At 67.5% G+C, this 21,928-nt stretch carries 27 protein-coding genes; 21 read left to right on the plus strand and 6 right to left on the minus strand.

Features of this window, described 5'->3' with window-relative positions:
* Positions 1-7: 7 nt before the first annotated feature.
* On the minus strand, positions 8-712 hold the full coding sequence (locus tag V6D91_RS09910; protein ID WP_347320070.1) for a flagellar regulator YcgR PilZN domain-containing protein: 705 nt from the start codon (positions 710-712) through the stop codon (positions 8-10).
* Positions 713-892: 180 nt separating this feature from the next.
* On the opposite strand from V6D91_RS09910, the gene V6D91_RS09915 reads away from it, so the two are divergent.
* A complete protein-coding gene (locus tag V6D91_RS09915) occupies positions 893-1,234 on the plus strand; it encodes a hypothetical protein (RefSeq protein ID WP_347320072.1) in 342 nt (113 codons plus the stop codon).
* Positions 1,231-3,348 (plus strand): EAL domain-containing protein, encoded by a 2,118-nt coding sequence (locus V6D91_RS09920; protein ID WP_347320074.1) that lies wholly within the window; start codon positions 1,231-1,233, stop codon positions 3,346-3,348. The genes V6D91_RS09915 and V6D91_RS09920 overlap by 4 nt, the downstream gene beginning before the upstream one ends.
* Here V6D91_RS09920 and V6D91_RS09925 read toward each other — a convergent pair.
* Positions 3,323-4,252 carry a DnaJ C-terminal domain-containing protein gene (locus tag V6D91_RS09925; protein WP_347320076.1) on the minus strand — a complete coding sequence of 310 codons (930 nt, stop codon included), beginning with the start codon at positions 4,250-4,252 and terminating at the stop codon, positions 3,323-3,325. The two genes, V6D91_RS09920 and V6D91_RS09925, sit on opposite strands and share 26 nt — an antisense overlap.
* A 148-nt stretch (positions 4,253-4,400) precedes the next feature.
* Positions 4,401-4,526, minus strand: coding sequence for a type B 50S ribosomal protein L36 (ykgO, locus tag V6D91_RS09930; RefSeq protein WP_347320078.1), 126 nt, complete (start codon positions 4,524-4,526; stop codon positions 4,401-4,403).
* A gap of 373 nt (positions 4,527-4,899) precedes the next feature.
* Here ykgO and V6D91_RS09935 point away from each other — a divergent pair, with 373 nt between their 5' ends.
* The 7 genes from V6D91_RS09935 to V6D91_RS09965 all read left to right on the plus strand — a co-directional run bounded on the left by V6D91_RS09935 (position 4,900) and on the right by V6D91_RS09965 (position 10,463).
* A complete protein-coding gene (locus V6D91_RS09935) occupies positions 4,900-5,499 on the plus strand; it encodes an XTP/dITP diphosphatase (protein ID WP_347320080.1) in 600 nt (199 codons plus the stop codon).
* Between the two features lie 97 nt (positions 5,500-5,596).
* Positions 5,597-6,763, plus strand: coding sequence for a radical SAM family heme chaperone HemW (gene hemW / locus V6D91_RS09940; protein ID WP_347320082.1), 1,167 nt, complete (start codon positions 5,597-5,599; stop codon positions 6,761-6,763).
* A 113-nt stretch (positions 6,764-6,876) separates the two neighbouring features.
* Entirely contained in the window at positions 6,877-7,161 is a 285-nt protein-coding gene (locus V6D91_RS09945; protein WP_347320084.1) for a hypothetical protein, read from the plus strand.
* A gap of 110 nt (positions 7,162-7,271) precedes the next feature.
* Positions 7,272-7,514 (plus strand): type B 50S ribosomal protein L31, encoded by a 243-nt coding sequence (locus V6D91_RS09950; RefSeq protein ID WP_347320086.1) that lies wholly within the window; start codon positions 7,272-7,274, stop codon positions 7,512-7,514.
* Entirely contained in the window at positions 7,514-8,302 is a 789-nt protein-coding gene (locus tag V6D91_RS09955) for a thermonuclease family protein (protein ID WP_347320088.1), read from the plus strand. The genes V6D91_RS09950 and V6D91_RS09955 overlap by 1 nt, the downstream gene beginning before the upstream one ends.
* Positions 8,303-8,308: 6 nt before the next feature.
* Positions 8,309-9,550, plus strand: coding sequence for a malic enzyme-like NAD(P)-binding protein (locus tag V6D91_RS09960; RefSeq protein WP_347320090.1), 1,242 nt, complete (start codon positions 8,309-8,311; stop codon positions 9,548-9,550).
* On the plus strand, positions 9,543-10,463 hold the full coding sequence (locus V6D91_RS09965; protein ID WP_347320091.1) for a 5'-3' exonuclease: 921 nt from the start codon (positions 9,543-9,545) through the stop codon (positions 10,461-10,463). Before V6D91_RS09960 ends, V6D91_RS09965 begins: the two co-directional genes overlap by 8 nt.
* Positions 10,464-10,478: 15 nt before the next feature.
* On the opposite strand, the gene mtgA is transcribed toward V6D91_RS09965, so the two are convergent.
* The 3 genes from mtgA to V6D91_RS09980 all read right to left on the minus strand — a co-directional run bounded on the left by mtgA (position 10,479) and on the right by V6D91_RS09980 (position 13,259).
* Positions 10,479-11,186 carry a monofunctional biosynthetic peptidoglycan transglycosylase gene (mtgA, locus tag V6D91_RS09970; RefSeq protein ID WP_347320092.1) on the minus strand — a complete coding sequence of 236 codons (708 nt, stop codon included), beginning with the start codon at positions 11,184-11,186 and terminating at the stop codon, positions 10,479-10,481.
* A 64-nt stretch (positions 11,187-11,250) separates the two neighbouring features.
* Positions 11,251-12,660 (minus strand): argininosuccinate lyase, encoded by a 1,410-nt coding sequence (argH, locus tag V6D91_RS09975; protein ID WP_347320094.1) that lies wholly within the window; start codon positions 12,658-12,660, stop codon positions 11,251-11,253.
* 134 nt (positions 12,661-12,794) lie between these two features.
* Entirely contained in the window at positions 12,795-13,259 is a 465-nt protein-coding gene (locus V6D91_RS09980) for a thioredoxin fold domain-containing protein (protein ID WP_347320095.1), read from the minus strand.
* A 34-nt stretch (positions 13,260-13,293) separates the two neighbouring features.
* Between V6D91_RS09980 and hemC the strand changes: the two genes are divergently transcribed.
* From hemC to V6D91_RS10040, 12 genes are all read left to right on the plus strand, one after another.
* Positions 13,294-14,247, plus strand: coding sequence for a hydroxymethylbilane synthase (hemC, locus tag V6D91_RS09985; protein ID WP_347320097.1), 954 nt, complete (start codon positions 13,294-13,296; stop codon positions 14,245-14,247).
* A 17-nt stretch (positions 14,248-14,264) separates the two neighbouring features.
* Entirely contained in the window at positions 14,265-15,086 is an 822-nt protein-coding gene (locus tag V6D91_RS09990; protein WP_347320100.1) for a uroporphyrinogen-III synthase, read from the plus strand.
* Between the two features lie 152 nt (positions 15,087-15,238).
* Positions 15,239-16,306, plus strand: a complete 1,068-nt coding sequence (locus V6D91_RS09995) for a uroporphyrinogen-III C-methyltransferase (protein WP_347320101.1) — start codon at positions 15,239-15,241, stop codon at positions 16,304-16,306.
* Positions 16,307-16,309: 3 nt separating this feature from the next.
* On the plus strand, positions 16,310-17,503 hold the full coding sequence (locus tag V6D91_RS10000) for a heme biosynthesis HemY N-terminal domain-containing protein (RefSeq protein ID WP_347320103.1): 1,194 nt from the start codon (positions 16,310-16,312) through the stop codon (positions 17,501-17,503).
* A 156-nt stretch (positions 17,504-17,659) separates the two neighbouring features.
* A complete protein-coding gene (locus V6D91_RS10005) occupies positions 17,660-18,295 on the plus strand; it encodes a Uma2 family endonuclease (RefSeq protein WP_347320105.1) in 636 nt (211 codons plus the stop codon).
* Entirely contained in the window at positions 18,295-19,758 is a 1,464-nt protein-coding gene (ubiD, locus tag V6D91_RS10010) for a 4-hydroxy-3-polyprenylbenzoate decarboxylase (protein WP_347320107.1), read from the plus strand. The genes V6D91_RS10005 and ubiD overlap by 1 nt, the downstream gene beginning before the upstream one ends.
* Before the next feature lie 46 nt (positions 19,759-19,804).
* Positions 19,805-20,083 (plus strand): type II toxin-antitoxin system RelE/ParE family toxin, encoded by a 279-nt coding sequence (locus tag V6D91_RS10015; RefSeq protein WP_347320109.1) that lies wholly within the window; start codon positions 19,805-19,807, stop codon positions 20,081-20,083.
* A gap of 20 nt (positions 20,084-20,103) precedes the next feature.
* A complete protein-coding gene (locus V6D91_RS10020; RefSeq protein ID WP_347320110.1) occupies positions 20,104-20,406 on the plus strand; it encodes a HigA family addiction module antitoxin in 303 nt (100 codons plus the stop codon).
* Positions 20,407-20,616: 210 nt separating this feature from the next.
* A complete protein-coding gene (locus V6D91_RS10025) occupies positions 20,617-20,871 on the plus strand; it encodes a DUF4258 domain-containing protein (protein ID WP_347320112.1) in 255 nt (84 codons plus the stop codon).
* A 2-nt stretch (positions 20,872-20,873) separates the two neighbouring features.
* Positions 20,874-21,083, plus strand: coding sequence for a DUF2283 domain-containing protein (locus V6D91_RS10030; RefSeq protein ID WP_347320113.1), 210 nt, complete (start codon positions 20,874-20,876; stop codon positions 21,081-21,083).
* 18 nt (positions 21,084-21,101) lie between these two features.
* Entirely contained in the window at positions 21,102-21,500 is a 399-nt protein-coding gene (locus V6D91_RS10035; RefSeq protein WP_347320114.1) for a nucleotidyltransferase domain-containing protein, read from the plus strand.
* Positions 21,490-21,918, plus strand: coding sequence for a DUF86 domain-containing protein (locus V6D91_RS10040; RefSeq protein ID WP_347320115.1), 429 nt, complete (start codon positions 21,490-21,492; stop codon positions 21,916-21,918). The genes V6D91_RS10035 and V6D91_RS10040 overlap by 11 nt, the downstream gene beginning before the upstream one ends.
* Positions 21,919-21,928: the final 10 nt, after the last annotated feature.

The raw sequence follows: 21,928 nt of genomic DNA on the forward strand, positions 1-21,928 counted from the left end.
CTGGGCCTCAGGGCATGACCAGCATCTCCCGCTGGATGGCCTGAACCGCCCGGTCGATGGCACGCTCCGCGTCCGGGGGCAGGTCGACGAAGCGCATGCCGACCAGGATGCTCTGCTCACCATCCTCACGGAGATTGATCACCTCCACCCGCACATGCACATCGAGCCGGCAGTCGCAGACGATCTGCACATGATCGAAGCACACCCCCACCGCGAAGTGCTCCATCTCCTCCCGCGGGAAGCGGAAGCAGACACCGGTCGCCGAGATATCGTGGATGAGTCCGCGCAGGGCGCGCCCCCGGCCCGGGGCCTGCATCAGCGCCTGCGCCTGGACCCCGGCGGGGGGACGCACGCGGAACGCCCCCCGGCGCTGCAGGCGGTGGATCACATCCGGGAAGGGCAGGTGATAGTAATAGTCGCCGCGCTCATGCAGGCGCGTCACCCCGGGCAGGTTGAACCACGTCTGGATGCGCTCAATCACGGCCTTCACCAGAATGTCGCCCGCACGCTCGAAGACCGCCGCCTCGGCGCCATTGAAGGCATCGATCACCAAGACCCGGCGCCCGGGATCGACCAAGAGCAGGTTCGCCACCTTCTCCAGCCGCCCACCATCCGCCACCAGCGTGAGCTGGCCGCGCTCGGCATGCAACTGCTCGAGCAGGCGGGCTATCTGGCGCGGCTGGCGCAGGGTTTGGACGTCCTCTGAACTCATGTCGGTCATCGCTGATACGGAATCGGGCAAAGATAGCGAATCCCCCCCGAGGGAACCAGCTTTCTTGCGCGTTGATCCTGACTCGCTCAAGATTTCGGAAGTCACCCCAGCAAGGCGGTCCAGCGCCCCGCCGAGAGCAACAAACATACCGGCGCCCCGACGCCCAGGAGGGCCAGCATCATGATCAAGCACAGCCATTCCCACATCCTGCGGGTCCGTCTTGGCGAGTTCATCCTGCCCCCCATCGAGGATGGGCTGGTCCTTGGGCGCGAATCCCCCATCGGCCCGGTCGCGGTGGGGAAGGCGCTGTCGCTGCTCAGCAGCACCCCGTTCGAACACGTCCCGGTCGAAGATGACGAAATCATCGGCGACCTTTTGATCCGAACCGCGATCCTGCGCAAGATTCAGCCGCGCGACCTGGTGGCCTTCGTGTTGCGCGAGATTCGCCCCCTGATGGGCCCCGAGGAGATCCTTCACCTGCAGCTTGACCTGGAGGTGCAGATCGAGAGCAAGACCCCATGAGCTCCAAGCTGCCCCTGCGTGACGCCCTGACCCCGCGATTGCTGTGCGTCGAGTCCGACCAGCGCTACCGCGACGTCATCCAGGCGGACAGCCCGGCGGAGGTCTTTGCCGTCTTCGACGAAACCCGCTACCAGGGTCTCGTTTCGGCCAAGCAGGCCGCCCTCTTCCCGGGGCGCATCTTCGCCGACCTCGTCGTCCTGCGTCAGGCGCGCCCCCTGGATGAAGAAACCGACCTCGAAACCGCCATTGCACGGCTGCAGGAGGTCAAGGACGATTTTCTTCCCGTGCAGGACAAGGCAGGGGGCTTCCTCGGGGCCGTCTCCCGGGCAAGCCTGTTCGCGGCCCTGTCCGCCGCCGAGCACCGACTGAACGAGGAGCGCGCCTCGCTCATCCAGCGCCTGGAGGTCGAGCTCGAAAACCGGCGTATCGCCACGGCGGTGTTCGACGCCACCAGCGAAGGCATCATGGTCACCGATGCGCAAACGCACATCATCCTAGTCAACCGCGCCTTCAGTGCCACCACCGGCTACGCCCTGGACGAGGTGATCGGCAAGACGCCGCACCTGCTCGCCTCCGGTCACCACGACCGGGACTTCTACACCGCCATGTGGCATACCATCCAGGATACGGGCGGTTGGAGCGGCGAGATCTGGAACCGGCGCAAGAACGGGGAAACCTATCCCGAATGGCTGCACATCAACGCCATCCGCGACGACTCAGGCAAGATCACCCACTATGTCGGCGTGTTCTCCGACATCAGCCAGCACAAGGAAGTACAGAAACGCCTGCATGACCTGGCCTACCACGATGCCCTGACCCACCTGCCCAACCGCCAGCTGTTCTATGACCGCCTTGAGCAGACCATCGCCCACGCCCGTCGCGAGCAGGGCGGGTTCACCTTGCTGGTCCTCGACCTGGACCGCTTCAAGGTGATCAACGACACCCAGGGCCACGGCTTCGGCGACCGCCTCCTGACCGAGGCCGCGCGGCGACTGCAGAATCTGGTTCGCGCCTCGGACACGGTGGCGCGCTGGGGAGGCGACGAATTCACCCTCATCCTGCACGAGACCACGGAGGACTGGGAGGCCGCCGTGGCCGCGCGCAAGATCGTCCACGCCTTCCAGGCCCCCCTCCATGTGGACGGACAGGACGTCCACCTCTCGGCCTCCGTCGGCATCACCCGCTTCCCGCTCGATGGGGAGAACGCGGAGGCGCTGGTGAGCCACGCCGACGCCGCCATGTACGCGGCCAAGAAGGAGGGCGGCGGCCGCTACTCCTTCTTCAGCCCCGAGCTCAACCGTCGCCTCACCGAAAGGCTGCGCGTGGAGAACGCCCTGCGCACGAGCCTGGCCGCGCCCCCAGGCGAAGGCGGCCTGCACCTCGCCTGGCAGCCCCAGGTCCGCCTCGCCGACGGGGCGATCATCGGCGTCGAGGTCCTGGCCCGCTGGCGCCACCCGGAACTTGGCGACATTCCCCCGGCCCGGTTCATCCCCGTGGCCGAGGAAAGTGGCCTGATCATGGAGCTTGGACGCTGGGTGCTGGAGGAGGCCGCGCGTCATGCCATGCGCCTGTGCGGACGCATCGAACCGGGCCGCTTCCGGATCAGCGTCAACGTCTCCCCGCGCCAGATGGGCCACGAGACCATGGAGGACCTCGTTTCCATCATCGAGCGCCAGGGACTGCGTGCGGAATGCGTCGAACTGGAGATCACCGAAAGCGCCCTCATGAGCGAGAAGCATTCGGCCGAGGACGCCCTGCGGAAACTCGGGGCCCAAGGCGTTCATTTCGCGGTGGACGATTTCGGCACAGGCTATTCCAACCTGGCCTACCTCAAGCGCTTCGCTGTGCATCGCCTCAAGATCGACCAGGCCTTCGTCCGCGACATGGTCGAGGACGAGGCGGACCGACAGATCGTCACGGCCATCGTGAGCATGGGGCACGCCTTGGGGTTGAAGGTCATCGCCGAGGGCGTGGAGACCGAAGCGCAACGTCGCCTCCTGCTGGAGCTTGGCTGCGACGAGGGGCAAGGCTTCCTCTTCGCCCGCCCCATGCCGTTCGATGCGTTCGCCGCGCTTCTGGCCCAGCCCCCTACTCCATCCCCGCACGCGGATTGAAGGGCAGACTCGCCGCCATGTCCTCATACAAGGCCCGCGCCTCCGGTGTATGGGCGGGGGGGACATGGATCTGCAACTCCACTAGGAGGTCGCCCGCCGGCTGTCCCGGCAGCCCCTTGCCCGCCAGCCGCAGGCGCCGACCGGACTGGCTGCCGGCCGGCACCTTGAGCTGGACCGCCCCGTGCGGGGTCGGCACCCGCAGCGTCGCCCCCAGCGCAGCCTCCCACGGCGCCAGGGGCAGGCGCAGGATGACGTTGCGTCCGTCCAGGGTGAAATGGGGGTCCGGTTCAAGTTCGACCGTAAGGAACAGGTCGCCCGCCGGCTCGCCCTCCCCCCCCATGCCCGCCAGGCGGATGCGCTTGCCGGGGGTGATGCCGGCCGGGATGCGCACCTTCACCCGTTTTTCCAGCGGGCACGGCGTACCATCCTCGGCCCGCCCCTCGATGCGCACCGTGCATTCCCGGTGCGCACCACGCGCCATGTCGACAAGCGTCAGCCGCAGGGTGGCATGCTGATCCTCGCCCCGCCCTGACCGCCCTCCCCGTCCAGCCAGGCCGGCGTCGGTGAAGAACCCGCGCAGCATCTCCCGCCACCCCGGATCGAGGGCCTTGTCCTTGAGTGACGCGAAGCTGGCAAGCAGATCCTCGAAGCCGCGCCGCGAGGCGGAGCCGAGGTCGGAGCGCGCCTGCACCTGCTGGCGCATCTGGTCATAGGCGGCCCGTTTCGCAGGGTCGGACAGCACATCGTGGGCCTCATTGATGGCCTTGAAGCGCTCCTCGGCGCCCGCCTCCCGGTTGAGGTCCGGGTGATACTGACGCGCGAGCCTGCGATAGGCCAGACGCACCGCCTCGTGCGAGGCCCCCGGGGGAATGCCCAGGAGGGCGTAATAGTCCTTGAAAGCCACGGCTCAGGGGCTAAACAAAAACGACAAAACCCGCCCACGACATCCGGACGGATGCCCCCGTGGGCGGGTCAAGGAAGAACTTTGCCTGGAGCGCACCGTCGGTGCACTCTGCGCGCCACGCCCGGCTTGGGGCAGCGCGCCGCAACGATCAGCGCTGGCGCGCCTTGAAGCGCGGGTTGCTCTTGCAGATCACGTAGACCTTGCCGCGACGGCGCACAACCTGGCAATCCTTGTGACGGGTCTTGGCGGACTTGAGAGAGGACAGAATTTTCATGGTACGAAATCTCTGAACAACGTCGCGAGCGACGGCGTGGCGGAACAAAATAAGGTCGCGCATGTTAGCGGAGAATGCGTAAGCCTTCAAGGGCCGCCCGTGGCAATTGCATGAACCTATTTCATCGATCTGGCCGCTCGCGTAGGAGCGGCGCCCCCGCCGCGATAAGGCAGCCCTGAACGGGCTATCGGCCCGAGGGCGGGCCTCCTACAGCCAACGAGAGCAAGGGTGCCCCCCTTCGCACGCTGGATCCTCACCTTGCGCGATCGCTCCACGCCTTCATGCGATTGCCCTGAAGGGCCGCCACCGCGACAGCGGGGCCTCTGTGCGCTCAATCTATGATTTATCCGCGGTTTAACGCATGATTTCCAGCATGACCCAGACGATCGTATTGGCCACCGGCAACGCCGGCAAGGTTCGCGAATTCGCCGGCCTGCTCGAGGGGCTCGGCCTGCAGATCCGCCCGCAGTCGGACTTCGCCGTGCCGGAGGCCGAAGAGACCGGCCTCTCCTTCATCGAGAACGCCATCCTCAAGGCACGCAACGCCGCACGGCACACGGGCCTTGCGGCCATCGCCGACGACTCAGGCCTTGAGGTCGACGTCCTGAACGGCGCCCCCGGCATCTACTCCGCACGCTACGCGGGCCTGGGCAAGGGCGATGCAGCGAACAACGACAAACTGCTCGACGCCTTGCAAGGCATCCCCTGGGAGGCGCGCACCGCACGCTTCCAGTGCGTGATCGCCTACCTTCGTCACGCCGAGGATCCAACCCCGCTGGTCGCCCAGGGGACCTGGGAGGGCAGGATCCTCGAGGCCCCGCGCGGCGAGCGGGGCTTCGGCTACGACCCGCTGTTCTGGGTGCCGACCCACGAATGCAGCTCGGCCGAGCTGGACGCCGCCACCAAGAACACCCTCAGCCACCGCGGCCAGGCCATGCGTGCCCTGCTGGAACAGCTCGGCCGACGTCGCTGACCCCACCCGCGAACGAAACGCGCCCCTCCCCATCCAAGGCCCATGCAGCGCGCACCATCCGCGAGGCGCGCGAAGACGAGCTCGACCCCACCCAGCGATGTACAACTTCACCAGCCTCCCCCCCCTCGCGCTCTACATCCACCTCCCCTGGTGCGTGCGCAAGTGCCCCTACTGCGATTTCAATTCGCACCAGGTGCCTGGCGCGCTGCCCGAGACCGAGTACGTGGAGGCCCTGCTGCGCGACCTCGAACAGGAGCTGCCGCTGATCTGGGGCCGCCCCATCGTCAGCATTTTCATCGGCGGCGGCACGCCCAGCCTATTCTCGCCCGAAGCCCTCGATGCGCTGTTCTCAGGCCTACGCGCGCGCCTCAAACTCCTGCCCGAGATCGAGATCACCCTGGAGGCCAACCCCGGCACGGTCGAGGCCGGCAAATTCCGCGAGTTCCGCGCGCTCGGCATCAACCGCCTGTCGATTGGCGTGCAGAGCTTCCAGGACGCCCAGCTTGCGGCCCTGGGCCGCATCCACGGCGGGCGCGAGGCCATCGCCGCCGCCGAGGCCGCGCATGCCGCAGGCTTTTCCGACTTCAACCTCGATCTGATGCACGGCCTGCCAGGGCAGACGGTCGAGGTCGGCAGGGCGGACGTCGCCCAGGCCATCGCCCTCGCCCCCAGCCACATCTCCTACTACCAGCTCACCCTCGAACCCAATACCCTGTTCCACGCCCGCCCGCCGCAACTGCCGGACGACGAACTGCTGGCCGACATCGAGGAGGCCGGCCAAGCCCTGCTCGCGCAGGGGGGCTACCTCCAGTACGAGGTTTCGGCCTATGCCAAGGAAGGCTTCCGCTGCGCGCACAACCTCAACTACTGGGAGTTCGGCGACTACGTCGGTATCGGCGCGGGCGCGCACGGCAAGCTGACCCTGCCGGCCGAACAGCGCATCCTGCGCCGCGCCCGGGTGAAGAACCCACGTGACTACCAGGCCCTGGCCGGCACCCCGGCCGCCTTCGAGGAGGAGGCCATCAAGCCGCGTGAGGCCGCCTTCGAATTCATGCTCAACGCCCTGCGCCTGAAGGAGGGCTTCGCCCCGCACCTGTTCCAGGAGCGGGCCGGCATCCCGCTCGGCCTGATCCAGAATGCGCTCCAGCAAGCCGAGGCGGCAGGGCTGATCGACTGGGACGTGCAGCGCATCGCGCCGAGCGCCCACGGCTGGCGCTATCTCAACGACCTGATGCAGCACTTTCTGCCCGATAGAAAAAAATGATCCCAAAGCAGTAGCATTTTTTTTCGCTCAGGTAATATTCTTGTAACAAGCGCATCGCGTTTCCCGTGACAGGAGTCGCCCAGACACCCATTCACCGTGGAGTGGATACGACCATGAACGACACCCTCGCCCGTTTCATCGCTCACGCCGAATACAACGCCCAAGGCCTTGCCGAGCTGGTATGGGACGCCGCCCATCAGGCCTGCGCGCGCCTGACCCATGATCTCCCCGAGACCATTGCCCACGAGCTCTCGGAACTGCATCTGGAGGAGACCCTGAAGCTGCTCCGCAGCGACGCCCGCGAGCAAGTCCGCTATCTGGTGAAGACCCTGGGCGAGGCCGAGGCGGCACGGCGGCTCACCCTGGCCCTCGAGCCCCCCGCCTGCGTGGCGGCCTGAGGGCGCCCCGCGCCCTCCTACTTGCCAAGCCTGGCGGGTGCATGAATAATGCACGTTTTCCCACCAGTCCTGGCACCGTGCCGGGTCGGTGAACTGCAAGGTTAGACACCATGAAACCCGATATCCATCCGAATTATCGCCCGGTGGTCTTCCAAGACCTGGCCAGCGGCTTCAGCTTCATCACCCGTTCCACCATCGCCACCAAAGAGACGATCAAGTGGGAAGACGGCAATGAGTACCCGCTGGTGAAAGTGGAGGTCTCCTACAAGTCCCATCCGTTCTTCACCGGCCAGCAGCAGAACATCGCCACCGCCAAGCAGGTGGACAAGTTCCGCAAGCGCTACGGCATGTAATGACCGGGCTGACCGGCCTCCTAAGGGCGTCCCTCGCGGGCGCCCTTTTGCTTTGCGCCATCCCTAGCCTCGCCGCTCCACTCTGCCCGGCCGACCACATCGACGAGCAGGTGCGCGTGGCCAGCATGCCGGATGGCGACACCCTGCGCCTGTCCGATGGCCGCCGGGTGCGCCTGATCGGCATCAACACCCCGGAAGTGGCGCATGACGGCCGCCCCGCCGAGCCCCTGGCCGAGGAGGCACACGCGCTGCTGCAGAGGCTGGTGCGGGAGGCCGACGGACGCCTCGGCCTGCGCCTGGGCGAGGAGCCCCGCGACCACTACGGCCGCCTCCTCGCCCATGTCTACCTGCCCGACGGGGAGAGCATCGAGGCGCGCCTGCTGGCCGAAGGACTCGCCACACGCGTCGCGATCCCCCCCAACCTCTGGGACCAGGCCTGCCTGGCCCGGGTGGAGAATACGGCACGCGCGGCCGGGCGCGGCCTGTGGGCCCTTCCGCCCTACCGCACGCCGATCGACTCACGCAGACTTCCCGCCGATGCGCAGGGCTACATGTTGCTGCAGGGCCGGGTCGAGCGCGTCGGCGGCAGTCGCCACGCCCAATGGATCAACCTCGAGGGTGGGGTCGCCCTGCGCGTCGACCATGACCTGCTGCCCTGGTTCGAAGGGCTCGACATCCAGCGCCTGCAGGGCAAGCGTGTCGAGGTGCGCGGCTGGCTGACCCGCCCCGGCGACAAGGAGCCACGCATCCGCCTCACCCATCCGTCCATGCTACGCATTCTCGACTGAACCCCCATGTCCGACCTCAAACAAGCCGCCCTCGACTATCACCGCACCCCGCAGCCTGGCAAGATCGCCACCGCGATCACCAAGCCCACCGCCACCGCCCGCGACCTCGCCCTGGCCTACTCGCCCGGCGTGGCCGAGCCGGTGCGCGCCATCGCGCAGGACGCCGACGATGCCTACGCCTATACCGGCAAGGGCAACCTCGTGGCGGTCATCTCGGACGGCACCGCCATCCTCGGCCTTGGCAACCTCGGCCCGCTGGCCTCCAAGCCGGTGATGGAGGGCAAGGGCGTGCTGTTCAAGCGCTTCGCCAACATCGACGTGTTCGACATCGAGGTCGAGAAGCACTCCCCCGAGCACTTCATCGACGTGGTCAAGGCCATCGCCCCGACCTTCGGCGGCATCAACCTCGAGGACATCGCCGCGCCGCACTGCTTCGCCATCGAGGAGGCGCTGATCGAGGCGCTCGACATCCCGGTGTTCCACGACGACCAGCACGGCACCGCCATCATCATCGCCGCCGCCCTGCTCAATGCCCTCGACATCCAGGGCAAGCACCTCGCCAACGCCCGCATCGTGCTGGTCGGCGTGGGCGCGGCGGGCACCGCGGCCCTCAAGCTGCTCATCGCCATGGGGGCGAAGCGCGAGAACATCCGTGCCGTGGACCGCGTGGGCGTACTGCACACGGGTCTTGTCGACCTGCCACCACACCACGCCCAGTTCGCGGTCGAGACCGACGACCGCACCCTGGTCGACGCCTGTCGCGGGGCGGACGTGTTCATCGGCCTGTCCGCACCGAACCTGCTCACCCCCGAGATGCTCGCCAGCATGGCCGAAAACCCGGTGGTGTTCGCCCTCGCCAACCCGGACCCTGAGATCAAGCCCGAACTGGCCCACCATGTGCGCGGCGACCTGATCATGGCCACCGGCCGCAGCGACTACCCCAACCAGGTCAACAACGTGCTGGCCTTCCCCTACATCTTCCGCGGCGCGCTGGACTGCCGCGCCAGCCGCATCACCGAGGGCATGAAGATCGCCTGCGTGCAGGCCCTGGCCGAGCTTGCGCGTGAGCCGGTGCCGGAGGAGGTGCTGGCCGCCTACGGCGTCGAGTCGATGAGCTTCGGCCCGGACTACATCCTGCCCAAGCCCTTCGACCCGCGCCTGATCGAGCGCCTGCCGCGCGCCGTGGCCGAGGCCGCCGCACGCGAGGGGGTGGCCCGCCGGCCCTACACGCCTTATCCCCGTGCCTGACGCCGTCCCTCCCACGACCCGGCCGGGCGGCCGGGCCTACCTGATCGACAGCAATATCTACGTCTTCCGCGCCTGGCATGCGCAGCCCGTGGGCCTGCGCGATGCCGAGGGCCGGGCGCTCAACGCGGTGCACGGCTACGCGGAATTCCTGCTGCGGGTGCTGGAGGACGTGGGCACCGACCGGGTCGTGCTCGCCTTCGACGTCCCCCAGGAGCGCCCCTACCGGCGCGAGATCTACCCGCACTACAAAGCCCACCGCCCGCCCCCGCCCGAGGATCTGCGCCCGCAGTTCGAATTGTGCCGAGCCCTGGCCGAGGGCATCGGCCTGCCGGTGCATACCTCCGACCGCTTTGAAGCGGACGATGTGATCGGCACCCTGGCCGCGAGGCTTCGCGCGGAAGGCCTGGCCATCACCCTGCTCACCGCCGACAAGGACCTCGCCCAGCTGCTCGAGGGGCAAGATCGCTGGTGGAACCACGGCCGCACCGAGGTGCTGGATGCGCGCGGCGTGGAGCGTGTGTGGGGCGTGCCGCCCAGACTCATCGCCGACCTGCTCGCCATCACCGGCGATGCGGTCGACAACATCCCCGGCGTGCCCGGCATCGGCCGCACCACCGCCGCGCGCATGCTGCGCAAATGGGGCAGCCTGGACGGGGTACTCACCAACCTGCACGCCATCGGCGCGCAGAAATTCCGCGGCGCGCCGCGGGCGCAACGGCTGATGCTTGAGCACGAGGAGACCGTACGCCTGGCGCGCCGGCTGACCGGCATCGTGTGTGACGTGCCGCTGGGGAGCGCGGTGCGCACCCACTGGCAGCGGCCCAGGCCGGGGCAGGTGGAGCCTCTGTTCGAGGCGATGAGACTGCCGCTCAACCTCCGGCAACGCTGGATCAGGCTGCTGGATCCGTCGTAGGGGGCTCGTCGCCGCCTAAGGCACCTTCACCGCCCCCATGTCCCGCTGGATACGCTCAAGGCGCCTCTTCAGCGCGGCCGTGGCGGGCCCACCATCGTAGTAGCGCGGATTGGGCACGATGGCGGCCAGCCAGGCCGCCTGCGAAGGCGAGAGCTGCGCGGCCGGCACCCCGAAGTAGTGCCGCGCCGCCGCCTCCGCGCCAAACACGCCATCGCCCCACTCGATCAGGTTCAGATACAGCTCGAGGATGCGCCGCTTGGGCAGCACGCCCTCCAGCATGAGGGTGATGAGGGCCTCCTGGCCCTTGCGGACGAAGGAGCGCTCGCTCGAGAGAAAGAGGTTTTTGGCGAGCTGCTGGCTGATGGTGGAGCCGCCCGCCACCACCCGCCCCCGACGCAGGTTCTTCTCCAGCGCGTTCTGCATGCCTTCCCAGTCGAACCCCTCATGTTCGAGGAACTTCGCATCCTCGGCGGCGAGGACGGCGCGCTTGAGGTGGGGCGAGATGGCCGCATCGTCCACCCACTGCTGGCGCAGGCGGGCCTCGGGCGTGGTCTCGCGAAGTTGTGCGAGACGGGCGTCCATGAAGGCCGTGGAGCCGGGATCGACCCAGCGCCAGGCCACGATGTGGGCGAAATACCAGCCCTGCAGCAGCAGGAACAGCAAGAACAGGACCAGCAGGCCGCGCAGCAGCCAGCGCCGGAAGACAGACGGCTTCCTCGCCATGCGTTAATCCCGGCGTGGGCACCCCGCACCGCGCGGCAGGGGCGGTGTGGCTCGACCCAGACGATCAGAACCCCAGACGCGCCCGCGCCGCCGCCACCTGGCGGCGCACCTGGTTCGGCGCGGTGCCGCCCTCGATGTCGCGCGCCGCCACCGAGCCTTCCAGGGTCAGCACCTCGAACACGTCCGCCTCGATGCGGGCATCGAAGCGCTGGAGCTCATCGAGCGACATCTCGGACAGGTCGCGCCCAGTCTCCACGCCGAAGCGCACGGCCTTGCCCACCACTTCATGGGCATCGCGGAAGGGCAGCCCCTTACGCACCAGATAGTCGGCAAGATCCGTGGCGGTGGAGAAGCCGCGCAGGGCGGCGGCGCGCATGCGCGCGCGGTCCACGATCAGGTGCGGGAGCATGTCGGCAAAGGCCCGCAGGGAGCCCTTCAGGGTATCCACGGCATCGAACAGCGGCTCCTTGTCCTCCTGGTTGTCCTTGTTGTAGGCCAACGGCTGGCTCTTCATCAGCATCAGGAGGCTGACCAGGGCACCGACCACGCGCCCGCTCTTGCCGCGCACCAGTTCCGGCACGTCCGGGTTCTTCTTCTGCGGCATGATCGAGCTGCCGGTGCAGAAGCGATCCGGCAGGTCCACAAAGCCGAACTGGGCGGACGACCAGAGGATCAGCTCCTCCGCCATGCGCGAGAGGTGGACCATGATCAGGCTCGCCGCGGACAGGAATTCGATGATGAAGTCGCGGTCGGAGACAGCATCGAGCGAGTTGCGCGAGGGGCGCTCGAAGCCCAGCAGTTCAGCGGTGTAGGCCCGATCCAGCGGATAGCTGGTGCCGGCGAGGGCGGCGGAGCCGAGCGGCATCACGTTCACCCGCTTGCGGCAGTCGAGCAGGCGGTCGTGGTCGCGGTCGAGCATCTCGAACCAGGCCAGCATGTGGTGGCCGAAGCTGATCGGCTGTGCCACCTGAAGGTGGGTGAAGCCCGGCAGGATGGTGTCCGCCTCGCGCTCGGCCAGCTCCACCAGCGCCTTCTGCACCGCACGGATCTGCCCGGTGAGACCGTCGATCTCGTCGCGCAGGTAGAGGCGCATGTCGGTCGCCACCTGGTCGTTGCGCGAACGGCCGGTGTGCAGCTTCTTGCCCGCCTCGCCGATGCGCTCGGTCAGGCGGGCTTCGATGTTCATGTGCACGTCTTCGAGGTCCACCGACCAGGCGAAGTCACCCCGCTCGATGTCGAACAGGATGTCGTCCAGCCCCTTGACGATGCGCTCGCACTCCTCGGCCGTCAGCACCCCCACCTTGGCCAGCATGCGGGCGTGCGCCTTGGAACCGGCGATGTCCTGCCGGTACATGCGCGCATCGAAGGTCACGGAGGCGGTGAAGGCCTTGACGAACTCGTCCACCGGCTCGGTGAAACGGCCGCCCCACATCTCCTTGGTGGTGTCGTTGGTCAGATCGTCGGCAAGGCTCATGACTGGTTTCCCGGAAGGCTTGAGGATGGCGGCAAGTATACCCGCGCGGATAGCCTGGATGGAGCGGCCACCCATGTAGGAGCGCCGCCCCCGGCGCGAATGAGCGCAGGTTCATCGACCCGGGGGCGGGCCTCCTACCGAAGCCGCGCCTCGGCCTTCTGTAGCGCGCTCTCAAGCTGGGTGCCGTACAGGTCGATGTTGGCCACGCCCACCAGGGGCTCGGCCAGCACCTCCCCCTCCGGCCCCAGCAGCATCAGGGTGGGAAAGAAACGCACCTTGTAGCGGCGCATGAGCGCGGCGGGCTCGATCATCCGCCCATCCGCATCCACAAGCTCGCCACCATGGGCCTCCAGCTGACGGATCAGCACCCGCTGCCGGTACTGCCCGCTCATGATCATGGGCTTGAGATGATCCTCGATCACATAATGGCAATAGCCGCAGCCATGGGTGTGAAACAGCAGGAGGACGGGCAGCCTGTGCTGCCCCGCCTCGGCGAGGTCGGCGCGCAGGTTCGTCAGCGGGGGGACCTCGACGGCATGGGCCAGAGGGGCCAGCCCCAGCAGCAGGACGAGGCACAGACGGAGGAGGATGCTTGGCACGCGCAAAGGCTCCGGCATAGGATGACAGGCTTCCATGAGACCCGATTTCGACATGACCATGCAAACCCTCCGCATCGCCACCCGCAAGAGCCCGCTCGCCATGTGGCAGACCGAAGACGTGGCGCGCCGCCTGACGGCGCTGCACCCGGGCCTTGCGGTCGAGTACCTGAAGCTCACCACCCAGGGCGACCAGCTGCTCGACAGCCCGCTCGCCAAGATCGGCGGCAAGGGCCTGTTCGTCAAGGAGCTGGAGGTCGGCATGCTGGAGGGTCGGGCGGACATCGCCGTGCACTCGATGAAGGATGTGCCCATGGCCTTCCCGGAGGGGCTGCACCTGTCGGTGATCCTTGCGCGCGAGGACCCGCGCGATGCCTTTGTATCCAATGTTTACGCAAGCCCCGAGGAGCTGCCCGCGGGCGCGGTGGTAGGCACCTCCAGCCTGCGCCGGCAGATGCAGCTGTTGCAGCGCTTCCCGCACCTCAAGGTCGAGGTCCTGCGCGGCAACGTCAACTCCCGCCTCGCCAAGCTGGATGCGGGACAGTACGACGCCATCATCCTCGCCTGCGCCGGCCTCAAGCGGCTCGGCTTTGCCGAGCGCATCCGCCTAGCCCTGCCGCCAGAGGTCAGCCTGCCCGCCATCGGCCAGGGCGCGGTCGGCATCGAGTGCCGCCAGGGTGATGCGGCCATCGAGGCCCTCATCGCCCCGCTCAACTGCCCGGACACCTTTGATTGCGTGATGGCCGAGCGCGCCATGAACACCCGCCTCAACGGCGGCTGCCAGGTGCCGATCGGGGGCTTCGCCGTGCTGGAGGGCGACATGCTCTGGCTGCGCGGGCTGGTCGGCTCGCTGGATGGCCAGCAGCTGCTGCGCGCCGAGGGCCGCGCCCACCGATCCGAGGCCCAGGCCCTGGGCGTTCGGGTGGCGGAGGATCTGCTTGCCCAGGGGGCGGATGCGATCCTGGCCGCGGTGGGGATCGACGCGGGTTAGGCACGGGCTGGAGCGTGATGTCCGGTCAAACGCTCGGCCAGCCCCCCTCCCCCCTGGTGGGGGAGGGCCGGGGAGAGGGGGTGACACTCGCCGGCCAGCACATCGCCATCACCCGCCCGGTCGGCCAGGCCGCGCCCCTGCTCAAGCGCATCCAGGCCCTGGGTGGCGAGGCCATCCCCCTGCCCCTGCTCAAGATCGCCCCGCCGGCCACCCCCATCAGCCCCGATGCGCTGAAACGCCAATGCCAGGCGGCTGACCTCATCGCCTTCATCAGCCCCAATGCCGCGCGCATGGCGCTGCAGATCCTCTCCCGGGCCCACTGGCCGCCCGGCGTGCGCCTGGCCTGCGTCGGTCAGGGCACGGCGCGTGCCCTGCACGCAGCGGGCTTTGGCGATGTCCTCGTACCCAGCGACGGGGCGAACAGCGAGGCCCTGCTCGCCCTCCCCGAGCTGTGCGCGGTACGCGGCCAACGCATCCTGATCGTGCGCGGCGAGGGGGGGCGCACGCTGTTGGCCGACACCCTCGCCGCGCGCGGCGCCCAGGTAGACCACGCCGTGGTTTACCGCCGCCTCCCCCTTCCGCCGGACCTGACCGCCTTGCGCCGGAGGGGGGCCGTCACCTTCGTCATCACCTCTTCGGAGGCTTTGCAGGTGCTGGTGAACGCCGCCCGTGACCAAGCCTCCTTGGACTGGCTGCGAGAGCAGATTTTCGTCTTCGGCCACCCCCGTATCGCCGAGACGGGGCGCGCGTTCGGCCTGCTTCGTGGCATCATCGTAGACAGCCCTGCCGACGACGCGCTCCTCACCGCGCTCCTCGGCCTTGCCCAAAACAAGCGCTGAACATCATGATTCTCCCCTCCCCCTCGAGGGGGAGGGGCTGGGGGGAGAGGGTGATAAGTCGTTACCCCCTCTCCCTAACCCTCCCCCACTAGGGGGGGAAACCTGCCCTATCGCAGGCTTTTCCATACTCGCCACCCCCGGAGCGTCCCGCCATGATGGAGCAACCCAGCACCCCGGACACCGACACCGCCACACCCGCGTCGCCCGGTGCGGAAAAACCGCCCCGCCCCCGCGGCGCGGGCCTCGCCCTGCTGGTCGCCCTCCTCGCCCTGGCCGGCGCAGGCGGTGCGGGGTTCTACGCCTGGCAACAGCACCAGACGCTCGAAGCCCGCATCGCCGACCTCGAGCGAGGCATGAACGAGCAACTGGCCCAACGCGCCTCACTCGACGCCTTAGGCCTCTTACGCAAGGAGCTGGACAGCCTCCGCCAGTCGCTCGAGGCCCAGCAGCAGAGCCTCACCCAGGACACCACCCAGCGCCTCGAGGCCCTGCGTGCCGAACTTGCCACCCAGCAGCAGGCCCTCGACGCCCTGCGCGCCCTCACCGGACGCGACGAGCGGCTGTGGCGTCTGGGCGAGATCGAGCGCCTGCTCACCGCCGCACAGACCCGCCTGCGCCTGCTCGACGACACCGCCACCGCCCGCCTGCTGCTGCAGGAGGCTGACCGCACCGCCGCCCCGCTCGGCGGCGAGGTCCTGCCCCTGCGCGAGGCGCTGCAACAGATCGCCTCCGGCCTGAACGGTGCGCATCTGGATCGCGAAGGCCTCGCCCTGCGCCTCACCCAGTTGGCCGAGACCCTGCCCGAACTACCGCGCATCAAGCCTTCGGCCGAGCACGCCGAAAACGCCCCCGCCGAAGGCTGGTGGCCGCGCGCCAAGGCCTGGGTGGGCGGCTGGCTGCACATCGAGCGCAAGACCGCTCCGGCCGCCGAGCGCGATCAGGCCCTGCTCGAGGCCGCGAACAAACTGCTCCAGGCCCGCCGCGCCCTGCTTGCGCGTGACACCCCCCAGGCCCTCGAGCTCGTGCGTCAGGCAGCGGAGGCTGCCAGCGCCCGCCTCGATGGGCACGACACCCGCGCCCTCGGCGCGCTGGACGAGCTGGCCGACATCACCACCGAGCTGGCCCGCCCCGCCCCGACCATGGTCGACCTGACCCCGGCCTTCACCGCCCTGCGCGCCCTGCGCGCGGCCGGCGAGGCCACCACCCTCCAGGGGAACTGACCCATGCGCCGCCTGTTCATCGCCCTCCTGCTCGTCGTCCTCGGCGCCGGCGCCATCGCCCTGCTGGCCTGGCGCGACCCTGGCCAGGCCACCCTCCACTGGGGCGACTGGCAGGTGCAGACCTCGCTCATTGCCCTGCTCGGCATCGCGGTCATGGTCATGCTGTTGATCGGACTCATCCTGCGCCTGCTGAGCCTGCTCCTGCGCGCCCCCACGCTACTTCGCCAGCGCCAGGCCCGCCGCCGCCAGGAACGTGCCCTGCGCGACCTCACCCAAGGCGTCATCAGCCTGATTGAAGGGGCGTGGCGCGACGCAGAACAGCTGTTCAAGCGTCATGGTGAGGATGCCCAGGGCGGACTCGTCTGGCTCATCGGCACCGCCCTCGCCGCCCACCGGCAGGGTGCCAGCGCGCGCCGCGACGACACCCTGCGCCTGGCCGAACAGCGTTACCCCGAGGCCACCGCGGCGCTGCGCCTGCTCCAGGCCGAGATGCTGCTGCACGAAGGACGTGACGAGGGCGCCTTGAGCCTGTTGCAGGCCCTGCACGCCGAGGCCCCGCGTCAACCACATGTACTGCGCCTGTTGACCGAACTGCACCGCCGCCGGGGCGAATGGGACGCCGTGCTGCAACGCCTGCCCGAACTCACCCGCCTGCGCGCCCTGCCGGAGGAGCGCCTGCTGGAACTCGAGGAAGAGGCCGTCGAGGGCCGCCTGGCCCAACTCATCCCCCAAGGGCGCGAGGCCATCGACGCCTTCTGGCACGACATCCGCCGCAGCCTGCGCGGCCGCGAGCGCCTGTTTGCCGCCTACGCTCTGGCCCTCGCCGCCGCGGGCCACCCCCAGGCCGCCTGCGAGCTTCTGCTCAAGGCCCTGCGCGAGCGCCCGAGCACACGCCTGGCAAGCGTGCTGCCCCAGCTGCAACCAACCCAACCCAAGTCCGCCCTGGAGGCCACCGAGGCCCTCCTCCAGCGCCACGGCGAAGACTCACCCCTCGCCGCCCCACTGCACCTCTTCGCCGCCCGCCAGGCCTGGACACTCGACCTCTGGGGCAAAGCCCGCAGCCACGCCGAGGCCGCGCTGGCCCGGGCCCCCAGCACCGAGGCCCACGCCCTGCTCGCCCGGGCGCTGGAACGGGAAGGCCACCGGGAGCAAGCCCTGGAGCACGCCCTCAAGGGGCTCGACCAGGGCACAGTGTAGGAGGCCCGCCCCCGGGCCGATGTCCCCGCGCTCGATCGCGGCGCACTCCCCTCCCCCTCGAAGGGGGAGGGGGCTGGGGGAGAGGGTGAAACCCACGTAGTACGGATGGAACGCAAGCGAAATCCGGGGCAACATAGACCATGCAAGGAGCCTTCCATGACCGCCGCCGAAAAGCTGCACTTTAGTGCCGAAGACTTCCTGGCCTGGGAGGCAACCCAGGACATCAAACATGAATTTGCGGATGGCATTGCCTACGCCATGGCGGGAACAACAGCGCCGGGAGCGCTGTTGGAACGCGAAGCGTTCCCCGTAGGGCAGAGGCCAGGGATGGACTCTGCCGCAGGAGAAAGTCATGTCCTGGTCAATAGCAATGCCTTTGCATTGCTGCGCACTCACCTGCGCGGCACCCCCTGCCGCACCTTCATCAGCGACATGAAGCTCAAGGTCGAGGCGGCGGACACCTTCTTCTACCCCGACGTGTTCGTCACCTGTGCGCCCGAAGACGCCGCGCGCAAGGACTATAAAACCTCGCCGATTCTCGTGATCGAGGTCCTCTCCCCCTCCACCGCCGCCTATGATCGCGGCCAGAAATTTGCTGCCTACCGCCGTCTTCCCAGCCTTCAGGAATACGTGCTCATTGATTCTGAGCGTTACTCGGTGGACGTCTTCCGCAAGGACGCCACGGATCACTGGGTGCTCTACCCCTTTGGGCCTGGCGAGGAGGTCGAATTGGCCTCAGTGGGGCTTAGACTGCCCATCGAAACCCTTTACGAAGACGTCCTCCCAAGCTGATGCCCCACTCCGACCTGCGCGCCTTTATCGCCGACCTCGAAACCCGCGGCCTGCTCAGACGCATCCAGGCCGAGGTCGACCCCCGGCTTGAAATGACCGAGATCGCTGACCGCGTGCTGCGCCAGGGCGGCCCGGCCCTGCTGTTTGAAAACCCCAAGGGGCACAGCATCCCCGTGCTCGCCAACCTGTTTGGCACCGTCGAGCGTGTGGCGCTGGGCATGGGGGGGCAGTCGCTTGAGGACCTGCGCGAGATCGGCCGTCTGCTCGCCTTCCTCAAGGAGCCCGAGCCGCCCAAGGGGCTCAAGGACGCCTGGCAGCAGCTGCCGATCTTCAAGAAGGTGCTGGACATGGCGCCCAAGACCGTGCGCCGCGCCCCCTGTCAGGACGTCGTGCTCGAAGGAAAGGAGGTCGATCTTGGGCGCTTTCCCATCCAGACCTGCTGGCCGGAGGACGCGGGGCCCTTGATCACCTGGGGCCTGGTGCACACCCAGGGCCCGAACAAGCCCAGGCAGAACATGGGCATCTACCGCATGCAGGTCATCGGCCCCAACAAGGTCATCATGCGCTGGCTCGCCCACCGCGGCGGGGCACTGGACTATCAAGACTGGCAGCGCACTCACCCCGGCCAGTCCTTCCCCGTCGCCGTGGCCATCGGCGCCGACCCCGCCACCATCCTCGGCGCCGTCACCCCGGTGCCGGACACCCTCTCCGAACACGCCTTCGCGGGGCTCTTGCGCGGCGCGCGCACCGAGCTGGTCAAGTGCCTCGGCAGCGAGCTCACCGTCCCGGCCAGCAGCGAGATCGTGCTCGAGGGCGTGATCCACCCCAGCGAGATGGCCCCTGAAGGCCCCTTTGGCGACCACACCGGCTACTACAACGAGGTGGACGACTTCCCCGTCTTCACCATCGAGCGCATCACCCACCGCCGCGAGCCGATCTATCACAGCACGTACACCGGCCGCCCGCCGGATGAGCCAGCGATTTTGGGCCTTGCCCTCAACGAGGTATTCGTGCCGCTGATCCAGAAGCAGTTTCCGGAGATCGTGGACTTCTACCTGCCGCCCGAAGGCTGCTCCTACCGCCTCGCGGTGGTCAGCATCAAAAAGCAGTACCCTGGCCATGCCAAGCGCGTCATGCTCGGGGTGTGGAGCTTCTTGCGCCAGTTCATGTACACCAAGTTCGTCATCGTGGTGGACGAGGACATCGACGCGCGCAACTGGCAGGATGTGATCTGGGCCATCACCACCCGCATGGATCCGGTGCGCGACACCGTACTCATCGACCACACCCCCATCGACTACCTCGACTTCGCCTCCCCCACCTCGGGACTTGGCGGCAAGATGGGCCTGGATGCCACCAGCAAATGGCCGGGCGAAACCATGCGCGAATGGGGGCGGCCGATCGTCATGGATGAAGCGGTGAAGCGGCGGGTGGATGCGCTGTGGGAGACGTTGGGGCTTTGAGGCCCACTTGATTGCGGGATGTATCTTCGAACGATACACTCACTTCATGATCAAGAGCTTCCGCCACAAGGGATTGCAGCAGTTCTTTGAAACCGGCTCCAAGGCGGGCATCCAGCCGGCGCATGCGCCCAAGCTCGCCCGGCAACTGGCCCGCCTGCAACGCGCCTGTCGCCCTGAAGACATGAACGTCCCCGGCTGGAAGCTCCACCCCCTGAGCGGGGACCTCGATGGGCACTGGTCGGTCTGGGTAAGTGGCAACTGGAGACTCACCTTTGCCTTCGAAGGAGAGGACGTCATCTTGATCGATTATCAGGACTATCATTGACTTAGCACGAGGCCAACACCATGTCGCGCATGCATGCCCCCCCTCATCCGGGAGAAACTCTGCGTGAAGACATCCTGCCTGCGCTTGGCCTGAGCGTGACCGAAGCCGCGCGACAGCTCGGCATCTCCCGTGTGCAGCTTTCACGGGTATTGCACGGCCGTGCCGGCATCACCCCTGAACTGGCCCTACGCCTTGAAGCTTGGCTCACCCCAGAGCATGGCGGCCGCGCCGAGCTCTGGCTTGGACAGCAAATGGACTACGATCTATGGATGGCTTCGCAGAAGCCTTCCGCCAAAATAGAGCCCGTCAAGGTCGCTGCCTGATCACCTCGCGTGGCACACATCAAGACCAGAATAGGCCATTGGGCACCTCGAAAAATCGTCACGAGCGGGCGGAGTGCAAGGCGCCCCGCAGCGAACCCCCGACACCTATCCGATCGATAGGCGAGGGGTGAGCGGGCTTTGCCAGCTTCGCACTCAGTAGGTTTTTCGAGGTGCCCTACACTTGTTTTATCCGGGCCGTCAAATCCCACCATGCTCAGCTTACGCTTCGGTCGCATCATCATCGTCACCCTGCATGCTCGCCAACGCATGCAGGAGAGATGCATCAGCGACGCACTCTTGTTGGAGCTGATCGAAACGGGTGAAGAGCGTTACAAGGATGAGAGGCGCCTTTGGATTGCCAAAAGCATTCCAGGCCGGACGGACAATCTAATCTGTGCCGCCGTCGCGCTTGAAAACGCCCTGATCGTCAAGACCGTCATGCACCACTTCACCTGGGAGCCCTAAGCATGCAAGCCGTTTACCATCCGCAGGATGACATCCTTGTTCTGCACTTTTCCGACAAACCCATCGTGCGCGAAACATCCCAAGACTGGAATATCCATATCAGCTATGCCGAGGACGGCTCCGTGGTCGAGATCGTCATCCTGGATGCCGTCGCCTCCGGACTGATCCCCTTTCAGGCCGGCCCCGACACACCCCGGTGCCAAGCCGCTTGATGGAAGGGAGCGTACGGCGTGACAGCACATCACGACATTCCTCTGGAAGCCATCCAACAGGTCCTCGCCCAGCACGAGGGACTGGACTTCGCCGTCCTGGTGGGCAGCCGTGCTCAAGGGCGTGCGCGCCCCGACAGCGACTGGGATATCGCTTTAAGCTGGGCGCCAGGTCTTGACTGGCTCACGCGCATCGCCCGCACCGAAACCCTGCGCCGCGCCCTGGCCCAGGCCTTGAGCCTGCCCGAGGATCGCATCGACCTCATTGACCTGGCCCAGGCCAACCTTGCCATGCGGGCGGCCGTGGCCGAGGAAGGCATCCCCCTATGGGGCGAAGACCACCCCGCCTGGGCCCGTTTCCTGCGCCGTACCTGGCGAGAGCTGGAAGACTTCTACTGGGAGCGCGAGCATGCGGCTTGACCTCTACCAAGCCGAGACCGAACGCCAGGCCGAGCGCCAGGCCACCATCCTCGAACAGGCCCGAGCCCTGCTGAACTCTGGGCGCCAACTCACGCTGCTGGAGGAAAGCGGCATCCTGCACGCCCTGCAAGTGCTGATCGAAAACGCCATCGGCAAGGCCAAGCAATGGCTCAAGGCATCAGGACGCGCCGTGCCTGTGTCCGCCTACGATGCATTTGCCGCCCTTGCCGAGGCCGGGATGATTCCCGCTGAAGACCTGAACACCTGGAACGCGCTCGTGGGTCTGCGCAACCGCATCGTCCACGACTACATGAACATTGACCTGGCGCGCCTGCACGGCCTCATCCAGCGCGGCGAGTTTCGGTTCGTCGTCGACTTTCTCATGCGCAAGCCCCCAAACACATCACCCCATCCCTAGCCAGCGTAGC

Source organism: Thiofaba sp. EF100 (genome assembly GCF_039822285.1).
In the GTDB taxonomy this organism is placed as follows: domain Bacteria; phylum Pseudomonadota; class Gammaproteobacteria; order Halothiobacillales; family Halothiobacillaceae; genus Thiofaba.

Excerpts from the sequence above, each read along its gene's own strand:
- V6D91_RS09910 (WP_347320070.1), bottom strand. The coding sequence starts at position 712 with ATGAGTTCAGAGGACGTCCAAACCCTGCGCCAGCCGCGCCAGATAGCC.
- V6D91_RS09915 (WP_347320072.1), top strand. The coding sequence starts at position 893 with ATGATCAAGCACAGCCATTCCCACATCCTGCGGGTCCGTCTTGGCGAG.
- V6D91_RS09920 (WP_347320074.1), top strand. The coding sequence starts at position 1,231 with ATGAGCTCCAAGCTGCCCCTGCGTGACGCCCTGACCCCGCGATTGCTG.
- ykgO (WP_347320078.1), bottom strand. The coding sequence starts at position 4,526 with ATGAAAATTCTGTCCTCTCTCAAGTCCGCCAAGACCCGTCACAAGGAT.
- V6D91_RS09935 (WP_347320080.1), top strand. The coding sequence starts at position 4,900 with ATGACCCAGACGATCGTATTGGCCACCGGCAACGCCGGCAAGGTTCGC.
- hemW (WP_347320082.1), top strand. The coding sequence starts at position 5,597 with ATGTACAACTTCACCAGCCTCCCCCCCCTCGCGCTCTACATCCACCTC.
- V6D91_RS09945 (WP_347320084.1), top strand. The coding sequence starts at position 6,877 with ATGAACGACACCCTCGCCCGTTTCATCGCTCACGCCGAATACAACGCC.
- V6D91_RS09950 (WP_347320086.1), top strand. The coding sequence starts at position 7,272 with ATGAAACCCGATATCCATCCGAATTATCGCCCGGTGGTCTTCCAAGAC.
- V6D91_RS09955 (WP_347320088.1), top strand. The coding sequence starts at position 7,514 with ATGACCGGGCTGACCGGCCTCCTAAGGGCGTCCCTCGCGGGCGCCCTT.
- V6D91_RS09960 (WP_347320090.1), top strand. The coding sequence starts at position 8,309 with ATGTCCGACCTCAAACAAGCCGCCCTCGACTATCACCGCACCCCGCAG.
- mtgA (WP_347320092.1), bottom strand. The coding sequence starts at position 11,186 with ATGGCGAGGAAGCCGTCTGTCTTCCGGCGCTGGCTGCTGCGCGGCCTG.
- argH (WP_347320094.1), bottom strand. The coding sequence starts at position 12,660 with ATGAGCCTTGCCGACGATCTGACCAACGACACCACCAAGGAGATGTGG.
- hemC (WP_347320097.1), top strand. The coding sequence starts at position 13,294 with ATGAGACCCGATTTCGACATGACCATGCAAACCCTCCGCATCGCCACC.
- V6D91_RS09990 (WP_347320100.1), top strand. The coding sequence starts at position 14,265 with ATGTCCGGTCAAACGCTCGGCCAGCCCCCCTCCCCCCTGGTGGGGGAG.
- V6D91_RS09995 (WP_347320101.1), top strand. The coding sequence starts at position 15,239 with ATGATGGAGCAACCCAGCACCCCGGACACCGACACCGCCACACCCGCG.
- V6D91_RS10000 (WP_347320103.1), top strand. The coding sequence starts at position 16,310 with ATGCGCCGCCTGTTCATCGCCCTCCTGCTCGTCGTCCTCGGCGCCGGC.
- V6D91_RS10005 (WP_347320105.1), top strand. The coding sequence starts at position 17,660 with ATGACCGCCGCCGAAAAGCTGCACTTTAGTGCCGAAGACTTCCTGGCC.
- ubiD (WP_347320107.1), top strand. The coding sequence starts at position 18,295 with ATGCCCCACTCCGACCTGCGCGCCTTTATCGCCGACCTCGAAACCCGC.
- V6D91_RS10015 (WP_347320109.1), top strand. The coding sequence starts at position 19,805 with ATGATCAAGAGCTTCCGCCACAAGGGATTGCAGCAGTTCTTTGAAACC.
- V6D91_RS10020 (WP_347320110.1), top strand. The coding sequence starts at position 20,104 with ATGTCGCGCATGCATGCCCCCCCTCATCCGGGAGAAACTCTGCGTGAA.
- V6D91_RS10025 (WP_347320112.1), top strand. The coding sequence starts at position 20,617 with ATGCTCAGCTTACGCTTCGGTCGCATCATCATCGTCACCCTGCATGCT.
- V6D91_RS10030 (WP_347320113.1), top strand. The coding sequence starts at position 20,874 with ATGCAAGCCGTTTACCATCCGCAGGATGACATCCTTGTTCTGCACTTT.
- V6D91_RS10040 (WP_347320115.1), top strand. The coding sequence starts at position 21,490 with ATGCGGCTTGACCTCTACCAAGCCGAGACCGAACGCCAGGCCGAGCGC.